The 10,411-nt window shown below is 57.0% G+C and carries 13 protein-coding genes; 1 reads left to right on the top strand and 12 read right to left on the bottom strand.

Going from position 1 to position 10,411, the window contains the following annotated elements; genetic code table 11:
* Positions 1–20: 20 nt before the first annotated feature.
* The 9 genes from ABYM29_RS06915 to ABYM29_RS06875 all read right to left on the bottom strand — a co-directional run bounded on the left by ABYM29_RS06915 (position 21) and on the right by ABYM29_RS06875 (position 7,972).
* A complete protein-coding gene (locus ABYM29_RS06915) occupies positions 21–476 on the bottom strand; it encodes a Spy/CpxP family protein refolding chaperone (protein ID WP_372863843.1) in 456 nt (151 codons plus the stop codon).
* Entirely contained in the window at positions 473–601 is a 129-nt protein-coding gene (locus ABYM29_RS06910; RefSeq protein WP_372863840.1) for a prepilin-type N-terminal cleavage/methylation domain-containing protein, read from the bottom strand. The genes ABYM29_RS06915 and ABYM29_RS06910 overlap by 4 nt, the downstream gene beginning before the upstream one ends.
* A gap of 9 nt (positions 602–610) precedes the next feature.
* Positions 611–1,828, bottom strand: coding sequence for a type II secretion system inner membrane protein GspF (gene gspF, locus ABYM29_RS06905; protein WP_372863837.1), 1,218 nt, complete (start codon positions 1,826–1,828; stop codon positions 611–613).
* A complete protein-coding gene (gene gspE / locus ABYM29_RS06900) occupies positions 1,815–3,296 on the bottom strand; it encodes a type II secretion system ATPase GspE (RefSeq protein ID WP_372863834.1) in 1,482 nt (493 codons plus the stop codon). The genes gspF and gspE overlap by 14 nt, the downstream gene beginning before the upstream one ends.
* Entirely contained in the window at positions 3,296–5,467 is a 2,172-nt protein-coding gene (gspD, locus tag ABYM29_RS06895; protein WP_372863831.1) for a type II secretion system secretin GspD, read from the bottom strand. The genes gspE and gspD overlap by 1 nt, the downstream gene beginning before the upstream one ends.
* A complete protein-coding gene (gspC, locus tag ABYM29_RS06890; RefSeq protein ID WP_372863829.1) occupies positions 5,464–6,294 on the bottom strand; it encodes a type II secretion system protein GspC in 831 nt (276 codons plus the stop codon). Before gspC ends, gspD begins: the two co-directional genes overlap by 4 nt.
* Positions 6,295–6,541: 247 nt before the next feature.
* Positions 6,542–6,709, bottom strand: coding sequence for a DUF3012 domain-containing protein (locus tag ABYM29_RS06885; protein WP_372863827.1), 168 nt, complete (start codon positions 6,707–6,709; stop codon positions 6,542–6,544).
* Between the two features lie 152 nt (positions 6,710–6,861).
* Positions 6,862–7,035 (bottom strand): rubredoxin, encoded by a 174-nt coding sequence (locus ABYM29_RS06880; RefSeq protein ID WP_372863825.1) that lies wholly within the window; start codon positions 7,033–7,035, stop codon positions 6,862–6,864.
* A 124-nt stretch (positions 7,036–7,159) separates the two neighbouring features.
* On the bottom strand, positions 7,160–7,972 hold the full coding sequence (locus ABYM29_RS06875) for a hypothetical protein (RefSeq protein WP_372863822.1): 813 nt from the start codon (positions 7,970–7,972) through the stop codon (positions 7,160–7,162).
* A gap of 76 nt (positions 7,973–8,048) precedes the next feature.
* Here ABYM29_RS06875 and ABYM29_RS06870 point away from each other — a divergent pair, with 76 nt between their 5' ends.
* Entirely contained in the window at positions 8,049–9,005 is a 957-nt protein-coding gene (locus ABYM29_RS06870; protein ID WP_372863819.1) for a tRNA dihydrouridine synthase, read from the top strand.
* A 6-nt stretch (positions 9,006–9,011) separates the two neighbouring features.
* Here ABYM29_RS06870 and ABYM29_RS06865 read toward each other — a convergent pair whose 3' ends face one another.
* From ABYM29_RS06865 to ABYM29_RS06855, 3 genes are all read right to left on the bottom strand, one after another.
* The gene (locus ABYM29_RS06865) at positions 9,012–9,485 is read right to left on the bottom strand and encodes a DUF2505 domain-containing protein (RefSeq protein WP_372863818.1); all 474 of its coding nucleotides are present in this window, start codon (positions 9,483–9,485) and stop codon (positions 9,012–9,014) included.
* Positions 9,486–9,562: 77 nt separating this feature from the next.
* Complete coding sequence (locus ABYM29_RS06860) at positions 9,563–9,973, bottom strand: DUF6691 family protein (protein WP_372863815.1); 411 nt, start codon at positions 9,971–9,973, stop codon at positions 9,563–9,565.
* On the bottom strand, positions 9,973–10,410 hold the full coding sequence (locus ABYM29_RS06855) for a YeeE/YedE family protein (RefSeq protein ID WP_372863813.1): 438 nt from the start codon (positions 10,408–10,410) through the stop codon (positions 9,973–9,975). Before ABYM29_RS06855 ends, ABYM29_RS06860 begins: the two co-directional genes overlap by 1 nt.
* Between the last annotated feature and the right edge of the window lies 1 nt (position 10,411).

Raw genomic sequence — 10,411 nt, 5'->3', positions numbered from 1 at the left:
TGCTGAAAAATTCATCGTTGTCACCACGAACCGAAGCGGCGCAACTGCTGCTTCTGCTCTTTGGTGAGTACGCCTTCGGTCTTCTCCTGGGCGTCGAGACGCGCTTGGAAGCGTTGCAGCCGCACATCCTGCAGCTTCTTGTATTGCCCCATGATGGCGTTGCGATCGCGCTTGTCGGCTGCTGCCAACTCATGCAGCTTGAACGATTCATCGCGCATTCTGCCGGCGAGCTCCCAGTTCTTTTTCGCGAGGTCCTGCTGGATCGCGTTGACCTTGGCCCACTGTTCCGGCGACAAGTTGAGCTGGTATAGCATTCCGTAGCCGGCTCCCCCCATCATGCCGGGGCCCATGCCGTAGCCGGGACCGTAACCGCCCATCATTCCCGGACCCATCCCGTAGCCACCCATCATGTGGCCCATCATCCCGCCCATCATGCCGGGACCCATGCCATAGCCGGGACCGTAGCCGCCCATCATGTCTGGTTTTGCAGCACATTGGGGGCAACAACCGCGACCAGCAGGCCGAGAATAACAATTACCACCATGATTTCCAGCAGCGTAAAGCCCTGTTGACGGCGATAACTCAATGCAAGCGACTCCACGTCGACCTCCTAAAACTGAGTGAGATTGTTTAATTGCAGTATTGGCAGCAAAATGGCCAATACGATGGACAAGACAACCAGCCCGAGAACCACAATCAGCAGTGGTTCAAAGAGACTGACAAACATTTGCACACGCGCCTGCAGTTCACGTTCGAGATTACTAGCGGCGCGTTGCACCATCTGCTCCAGTTCGCCACTGGATTCACCGCTGGCAATCATATACACCGCCATCGGCGGCAATTCGGCCTCGTCTTGCAGGCAGTGACTAAAGCTTTTCCCCTCGCGAACCTGTTCGCGCACGCGATTCATGCTCTGTTTCAAATGATCGTTACTGAGTGTTGCGCAGGCGACTTTCAAGGTTTCCAAAAACGGCACACCCGAAGACAGCAGTATTGCCAGCGTGCGCAGCATTCTCGCTGCATCCAGTTCCAGCACCAACTGCCCCCACATCGGTACTTTCAACAGCCAGCGATGCGCGCGCAGACGGCGTTGGGGATCGCGCAGCCACCAGAACACCGCGGCAATAATTCCGGCAATCGACAAAATCAGGTAATACCAATAATTCGCCAAGCCGTCGCTGATACTAATAAGCACCCGGGTCAGCAGCGGCAGCGTCTGATCGTAGTGTTCAAATTGCGCGGTCACCTTGGGAATCACATAAGTCATCAGTGCGGTGATCACACCAATGGCCACCACACAGAGCACCAGTGGATACAACGCCGCCTGCACGATCACGCCGCGCAGCTTCTGGCTGTCCTCGGTGTACTCGGCAAGCTGGTTAAGCACCTCGGCCAAGTCCCCGGACTTTTCCCCTGAGCTGACCAAGGCGCGGTACACCGAATTAAAAACATGGGGGTGGTCGTTCAAGCCGTCGGCCAGCGAATGGCCTTCCAGTACCCGCGAGCGCAACTGGAGAATAATGCGCTTCAACACGTCCTTGCGGCTGTGCTTAGCTGTAGCGGCCAGCGCCTCTTCTACCGGGATACCGGAGTGAATCAAGGTGGCGAGATGGCGGGTAAACAGCGCCAAATCGGCAATGCTAATGCGCGGCCGCGACAGCGACAGGCCGCCCCGACCCGCGTTTTTTTCGCGGCTGGCCTTAACCTCTACCGGGAACAACTGCTTGTCGCGCAGCATTTGCCGCGCCGAGCGACTGGAATCAGCCTCGATAATACCTCGGCAGGTGCTGCCGCCGGCATCCAGAGCGCGGTACTCAAAGGCCGGCATCGGCACCCTCGCGGACACTGCGCAGCAACTCATCGATACTGGTTTGCCCCTCCAACACCAGCCGTCGCCCCTCTGACATCAGGGTCGTCATCCGCGCACTGGCGTAGCGCATGATTTCTTGTTCTCCCGCTCGATTGTGTATCATTTCCGCCAATTCGCGGTCGATCACCAGTAACTCGTATACCCCTTGGCGACCGCGATAGCCCGTATGCTGACAGGCATCGCAACCACTGGCATTGAAGGCACTCTCACCTTCAAGACCCGCGTCACCCAGCAAGCGCGCCTCAGTGTGATCCAGCTGGATAGGTTCACGGCACTCCTGACACAACCGGCGCACCAAGCGCTGGGCCAACACGCCTTTTAAACTGGAGGCGATCAAATAGGGCTCGACACCGATATCGACCAAGCGCGTAACCGCGCCAATCGCGGTATTGGTGTGCAGTGTCGACAGCACCATATGGCCCGTCAGCGAGGCCTGCACGGCAATTTCGGCGGTTTCTTGATCGCGGATTTCACCCACCATGACCACATCCGGGTCCTGGCGCAATATCGCCCGCAGCCCGCGCGCGAAGGTCATGCCCACCTTGGCATGCACCTGGGTTTGACCTATGCCTTCGATATCGTATTCCACCGGGTCTTCCACGGTGAGGATATTGCGCTTGCGATCGTTCAACGCCATCAAGCCGGCATACAGCGTCGTCGTTTTACCCGAGCCGGTGGGTCCCGTAACCAAGATAATGCCATTGGGCTGGTGCAGCAGATCTGTCAGCTTAGCAAGGGTCACGGCCGGCATGCCGAGATGGCCCAAGTCAATACGCGCAGCCTGCTTGTCGAGCAGCCGCATAACCACCCGTTCACCGTAATTCGACGGTATAGTCGACACCCTGACATCCACCGAACGACCGGCAATGCGCAGCGACACCCGGCCGTCCTGAGGCACCCGCTTCTCAGCAATATCCAGCCGCGACATGACCTTGATCCGCGACACCAGCAGTGGCGCCAGGCGCCGATTGGGGGTCAGAACTTCCTGCAAAATTCCATCGACGCGCAGGCGCACCGACATGGTTTTTTCGTAGGTCTCGATATGAATATCCGAGGCGTCACGCTTTAACGCCTCGCCAAACAAGGCATTGATCAGGCGAATAACCGGCGCGTCATCCTGGGCATCTAACAGATCCTGTGATTCCGGTATTTCCTCTGCGAGACGATCGAGGTCAACTTCATCACTGATATCGCCCATCGCCGACATCGCGTCACCTTGGCGGCGCTGAAATACCTCATTAATCTTGTCGCGCAACTCACTTTCATCACAGAGCTGCAAAACAAAAGGGCTTTGCAGCGCACGCTGCACTTCTGCCAAGGCCGCCGGAGGTGTGGCCGTGCAACACAGCAGTTGCAAGCCCCTTTCGTCCTCCTCGACCAAGAGGCAATTATTGCGCGCAAACGCGTAGCTTAGCGGACGCGCCATTACACCGCCCCGTCGTCAACTTTACGGCAACGACGAGGCATCTTAGAACCGGCCCGCGCGCGGCGCATACACTCATCGCGGCGCCACTCCACGGCTTCGGGTTCAGTCGGCGCCGGTGTCTCGACGGATTGGGTGTTTACGGGTGCCGGCACAGCCAGTGCCTGGGGCGGCGTCTGCACAGTCGGCGTCGTTTCCCTAACCGGCGGCTGGGCAGGGAGCGGCTGGCGGGGCAGGACATCTAAAGGAGACGGCGCCATGCCCGACCACTCAGGTAATACCGACAGCTCGGTAAACGGGAACAGACTGATACCCGCTTCGGCCTTGGCCAGCTGCTCGGCGCGAATAAAATTATATTTACGGCCACTCAGCTCTGACAATGTCGCCTGGTCGCGAACGATAGTCGGACGGATAAATACCATCAGATTGCGCTTGGCGATGCTGCTGTTGTCAGCGCGAAATAAACGACCTAGCAGTGGAATATCACCCAGCAGCGGCACCTTGGCTGTCTGTTCATTGACCTGGTCATCAATTAAACCGCCCAACACAATGGTCGCGCCGTCGTTAACCAATACCGTGGTTTTGATAGTCCTTTTATTGGTGATGACATCGGCCGCATTAGTCGCCGGGCTCAGCGACGACACCTCTTGTTCAATACTCAGCTGCACCGCGTCACCATCGTTGATTTGCGGCGTCAACAGCAGCTTGGTACCCACTTCCTGACGCTCAATGGTCTGGAAGGGATTGGTATTTGTCGAGCTGGCAGTGGAGCCGGTAATCACCGGGATTTCCTGACCGACCAGAATCGAGGCCTCTTGGTTGTCCAGTGTTAACAGGCTGGGAGTCGATAAAATATTCGACTCGGTATCGCTGGCCAGCGCCGAAATCAAGGTTGCAAAACTAAAGCCTTCACTAATCTTGCCCAGGCCAATCGCGGCACCGCGCAAGCCTGAAGCCGCCGCAGCGGCCGCCTCCTCGCCAGCCAACAAGCTGATAATGCTCGGCGTACCACTGCTGCCTGAGGCGCCGCCGCCAAAGCTGATCCCACCCGCCGGCGTATTGCCGCCACTGGTGTCGCGGAACAACCACTGCACGCCCAATTCCTTAGCCTTACTATCGGTCACTTCGATAATAATCGCCTCGACCAATACCTGGGCGCGACGAATATCGAGGTCGCGAATAATTTTTTCCAAATCGTTAATAATGTGGGGGCTGCCCGACATTACGATGGAATTGGTCTGCTCGTGCGCCTCAATATTGATAGAAACCGCCGTGCCTGGCACCGCCGCGCGACCGGCCGTCTTCTCATCGTTAACTATCGTTTCGCTGATACTTTTCAATACCTTGGCCAGTTCTTCCGCCTTGGCGTATTTCAAGTACTTAACGCGGATATTAGACTGACTAGACACTTCGCTATCCAAATCAGCCACCAGGCGCCGCAAATAGCTACGAGCCTCGTCATCACCAAACAAAATCAAGGTATTCGTACGCGGATCAGCTGCAACCACCGGCTTAGAAGAACCGCGCTTACGGGTTTGTTGCGACAACACCTTATTGAGCACCCGCTCTATTTCTTCCGCCGACGAATTCTGCAGAACTACGGTTTCCATCAGCTGGGAATCGACCGAATTCACCGCCGTAATGATTGACATCAGTCGTCGCACATTTGATTCACGGTCGGTGATCAACACGATATTGGCATCGGAGTAACTGGTGATCACCCCCACTTTATTGTCCACCAATGGCCGCAGAGACTTGACCAGCTCATCGGCGTCGGCATTTTGCACGTGGGCAATACGGGTGATGATGGATTCGCTACGACCCACCGCGCTCGACGAGCGTTGCACCTCAATCCCCTCGATCTTCGCCGCCTGATTGGGAATCACCTTGAGAATGCCATCGCCGGCCTCAACAGCCGAATAACCCTCAACACCGAGTTGCAGCAAAAAGATCTGGTAGAGCTCGGCAGCGTCCAGCTTGCGTTGGCTCTGCACACTGATTTTTCCCTTGACGCGACTGTCTACTACAATCGTCTTGCCAGTGAGTTTGGCCACCGTATCGATAAATTCACCGATATCGACGTTCTGCATATCCAGCTCAAAGCGCTCGGCGTTAGCCAGCAACGGCGACGCGAGCAACACAAGCATTGACACACTCAGAAGAATTTTTTTCATATTTCCAATCTTTTGCTCAGAATCGTATCGTTGCGCTGCACCAGCAGCTCAAAGGATTGCGTGGTTTCCATCAATTTCATCAGCTCAACCGTTGGCAGATCTGCCAACGACTGTCCATTAATCGACAACACTATATCGCCCGCTTGCAAATCAAGTAATTTAAACAGGCGGGTATCGCGCCCCGGCTTTAGCTCATAGCCAATTAGCCGGCCGTTATCCATAGCGGGGCTGGCCGCAAAAAAGCGCGCCAACCTCAACGGGCTGTTGCGCACGGTCTCTCGCGGGTTGCCAATCAATTTCCGAATATCGGGTTGATTGAGGTTGATCACCTGTGCAGCAGGTGCTGAAGGCGCTGCGGAGGTACTGACGCCGCGGTGCACGCCGCGCTTTTGCAATTCGATTTTTTCTTGCTTGCGATTATTCTCAATAATAATGTGATCGGCCATCACCGCCAGCAAACTCACTGATCCGGCAACGTCAATTTTCTCACCGATTCCATAGGCCTTGGTTTTATTGCCGTGGCGTAAAATAGCCACCCCTCGTTCACCGCTGCCCGCCACTAAACCGAGTACGGTGATTTTTAAGCGGCTGCGTTTCACGTCCTTTTGTATTTGCTGCTCATCTGTCGCCGCAACCGGCGGCACACCAAACAGCGGAACGGCCAATAGCGCCTGCACATTGTAACCGGGCTCACTTTGAGTGCCGCCGCCGCTCTCGGCCAACGGCGGCGCAAGCGGCAGTTGCGGCTCTCGCAGCAACGCCGCCACACTCCAAAACAATTGCGCCAGCAAAACAGCCAAGAATAGCAGCAGCCCGACATTGGCCAAGAACAGCGCCCGCGGGCCAAAAAGCCGCCTTATCGCCGCCGACCTATCCACGTCGTTTTACCACCACCAAACCGCCACACCAGCGCCACATAGTAGAGAATCTGTATGACATTTTTCTTACCATCCCCAGCCAGCGGCGCGCTGCCGAAGCAACGGCCGCACCCCCACCGGTGCAGCGCCCACGGCACTGCGAGTCAAGCCGACAGCCGTCAGATAAAAGAAGCGGCCAGGACCACCAAAGTCCAACTTATTTAAAAACGCAATGCTTAGCGTAATCGCCGGCTTCATTGGCACTCCAATCACCTTTTGGCCGCTCCTTCATCGCATCACACCAGGCGTCTGAACCCACTTCAGGGGCGCAGGCGGCGGCCAATAACAGGGTTGAAAGTAGTAAGGCTGTTTTTATATTTTGCATAATCACCTCTATTTCAGCAGAGTCACAGTGCAGGCGCACCAAATCCGCATTAGTGTAACAGAGGCAATGTGCGAGGCGCACAGTAGAACGGTTTTTTTGCGCAGTTACGCAACCGTGACCCGCCCGCGAGCGCGGGCGGCGCAGATCGAGCCCTAGGCCTCAACCATATCGAAATCAAACTTGCTGATACCGCAGTCTGGGCATTCCCAATCTTCAGGCACATCTTCCCAACGCGTGCCGGCGGCAATACCATCATCGGGAATCCCTTCAGCTTCGTCGTAAATGAAGCCGCAGATTACGCACTCCCATTTTTTATAATCACTCATTACTCTCTCCATACAGTGCTGCTGGGCAGATGCACTACCCGTTTCTCACGCCCAGTATACTACCCAAGGCTGCAGGGAAAGATTAAGGAAATTCAATGATTTCAGCGCGCGGCTCAACGCCATATCAATCAGCCGCAAGACGGCCTGTCGCCATGGCGGGCGCTGACAGCAGCAGCACCAAGACCTCTCCGGCCTCCCGCTCTATGGTGAGCGTTACATCCCCCACCTCATCCAGGCTTTCATACAGCTCCGTCAGCGCCTCAGCGGCCGCCAGGCTCACGCCGTTAACCGCGTGCAAACGGTCACCACCGCGCAACGGCAGCAGGGAAAACAGCCGCTTATCGCTGCCCGGATAAAGGTAGTAATGAGGGCTGCCATCTTTGTTGTTGCGACGCTCCAGCTCCACCGTGCCGCGCAGTGACAGCGGCGCCGAATACAAACGCTGCAAATATTCGCCCAGCAGACGGCTAACCGCCTTGTCCGCACGCAAGTCCACTACGCGGCGCTCTCGCTCCAGCCAAACATCTCGCTGACCGACATTCCGGTACTGAAACTCGCCGCCACCTGCCGCTAGCGACACTAAGCGATAAGCGCCACAACTATTTAACAGCACAGCCTCTTCCAGCACTTCCGCCAGATACAAACAGGGGGGCTGCAGCAACTTACCGGCGTCGACAAATCGCTCCTGACCCGCCACCGTCAGCCGCGCCCGCCACCGGCCAGCGTGCTCATCCACGGCCAACAGCCGCACTGACTGCAGTAAAAGCGGCTCCTCACCAAACCACTGGGCATCATCGGCGTTAAATATCTGCGCCTCCTCCGCACGCACCTGCGGATCCGGCGCGGCGCGCCACAGCTGCGCAGCCACGGCAATACCGGCCACCACTAACAGCAATATCGACAGCACTTTAAGCCGCCCGCTCACATTCTCACCCATTGACACGCCTTATCCAGCTATAATCCGCCCACCAACTACCTGCATTCATTTTACGCTGTCGCCAGGCCCATTCGCTATGCAAATTCATCTCGCCCCCATGGAAGGCGTCGTCAACGCCCGTATGCGGGCCCTGCTTACAGCCGTTGGTGGCATCGACCGCTGCATTACCGAATTTGTCAGGGTAACCGACCAATTGCTGCCACCCAAGGTATTTTACCGGCTGTGCCCCGAACTCCTCTGCGGCGGCACCACCCCCAGCGGCGTCCCGGTTTACCTCCAGCTCCTGGGCAGCGAACCTGGCCCGCTGGCCGACAACGCCGGGCGCGCCGCCGAACTCGGGGCACCCGGCATCGACCTCAACTTCGGCTGCCCGGCCAAATGTGTCAACCGTCACCGCGGGGGTTCAATTCTGCTGGATGAGCCGGAGTTAATTTATCGAATCGTCAGCACCATTCGCAGCACTGTGCCCAAACAAACCCCGCTGAGCGTCAAAATACGCCTGGGCTACCGCGACCGCAGCCGCTTCTTGGAGGTGGTATCAGCAGTGGCAGATGCCGGCGCCCAGCTGCTCACCGTTCACGCCCGCACCCGCGAAGACGGCTATACGCCCCCCGCCCACTGGCATGAAATCGCACCCGCGCGGCGGCAATTCAGCCTACCAATAGTCGCCAATGGCGAAATATGGCAGCCAACTGACGCTGACCAGTGCAGAGTTGATAGCGGTTGCGAGGATATCATGCTGGGCCGCGGACTATTGTCCAGACCCGATCTCGCCTTGCACATTAAAACCAGAGAGGCGGGCAACACCTATCGTGAAAGGACTTGGCCGGAAATCTATCCGCTGCTGTACGAATTGTTTTTAGATAGCCTGGAAACCTGTGCTCCCCGCCACGTCGGCGGTCCGAGCAAGCAGTGGCTGGGCTATCTGCGCCGCAACTATCCCGAGGCCCAACAACTTTTCGAGCAGATAAAACGGCTGCGTACACCCGAGGATTTGCAGGCCGCGCTACTCCAACATCAGCAAGCGGCCTGACCAGGCTCAGCCTAAGGCATTCTTAAGGTAGTCGAGCTCCTGTATGGCTCCCTCATCGGTTTGCGACAGCACAAACTTTTCCACCTTGCCGCCGACCAGAGGTATTCTCGCCTTACAGCGATGGCTCACTCGGTACTCGCAACCCTCACCCTTGGGCTGCAGCGACATGTCCGCCGACAGCGTCACCGGCTGGCCATCCACAGTGATGTTGATCGTCCCCGACCAACCGTCACCATCGGCCTGCCATTCCTCTCGAAACTTCAGCGTTTGCTTCGGATTAAACACCTTGGCCAGCACCGAGGGCAGCTCGCGCGTCACTTCGCGTGACATCGCCACCGTTACCCGATCACCGCTATCCTCGATCTCACAACTGGCACTTAATTCTCCCAGCGCCAAGCTTCGTTCAACGCGAAAGTCCGCATCAAGCAAGCGTGTCCATACTGTTTCGAGATCCTGTTCAAATTGCTGACTTACTGACATGAGCACTCCAATGCGCCTTGCGCTTATTGTTTTGGGTAACGCGCAGTTTACACTCAGCGCCGACATCGCAAAATGGACTATCGGGCCATAAATTGCCGGTACAGTACCATTCCCGCCAACATCGCCAATGCAAACACGGCAAAGTGCCCCACCCCGCTAAGGATGGCCACCAGCGCCGGCGCCGGGCACAGCCCACTGAGCCCCCAGCCCACGCCAAACAACACCGCACCGCCGACCAGCTTGCGATCAATCTGCCTGGCCTCTGGCAGCTGAAAACGCTCGCCAAATCGCGGCTTGCCCATCTTAAACACATAGAAATAGGCCGGGCCGACCACCGCCAACGCCGCCCCCATCACGAAGGCCAAACTGGGGTCCCACTGACCGAAAAGGTCGAGGAAATTCTGAACCTTCGCTGGATTCGCCATGCCGGAAATCGTGATACCTGCCCCGAACAGCATCCCTGCCAGCAGTACGTAGAGATATTTCACTAAATCTCCCCCAGCAAATGCCGCAACACAAATACCGTCACAAAGCCGCTCGTCATAAACACCGAGGTGGCAACGATAGAGCGCAGCGATAACCGTGAGATACCACAGACGCCGTGCCCGGAGGTACAACCCGACCCCATCGACACGCCAATGCCAACCAAGAGACCCGCAGCCACCAATAACGGCGTCGAGCTCACTGGCCGTATGTCAGCCAGCGCACCACTCAGGCCTGCGCTAATCGCAGCGCCAATAAACAAGCCTAAAATAAACAGCAACCGCCAATTGCGCTCTTCACCGTGCTCTAATGCCGCGCCCGAGACAATGCCGGAAATACCGGCAATACGCCCCACCGACCACATCAATAGCACCGCCGACGAACCTATTAGCACGCCACCCAATGCCGATAAATACGGGGTAAATTCGGTAGCAACTACCATG

It is taken from the genome of Spongiibacter sp. (assembly GCF_041602295.1).
GTDB lineage: Bacteria > Pseudomonadota > Gammaproteobacteria > Pseudomonadales > Spongiibacteraceae > Spongiibacter.
This window is presented reverse-complemented; position numbering and strand designations above follow the sequence as displayed.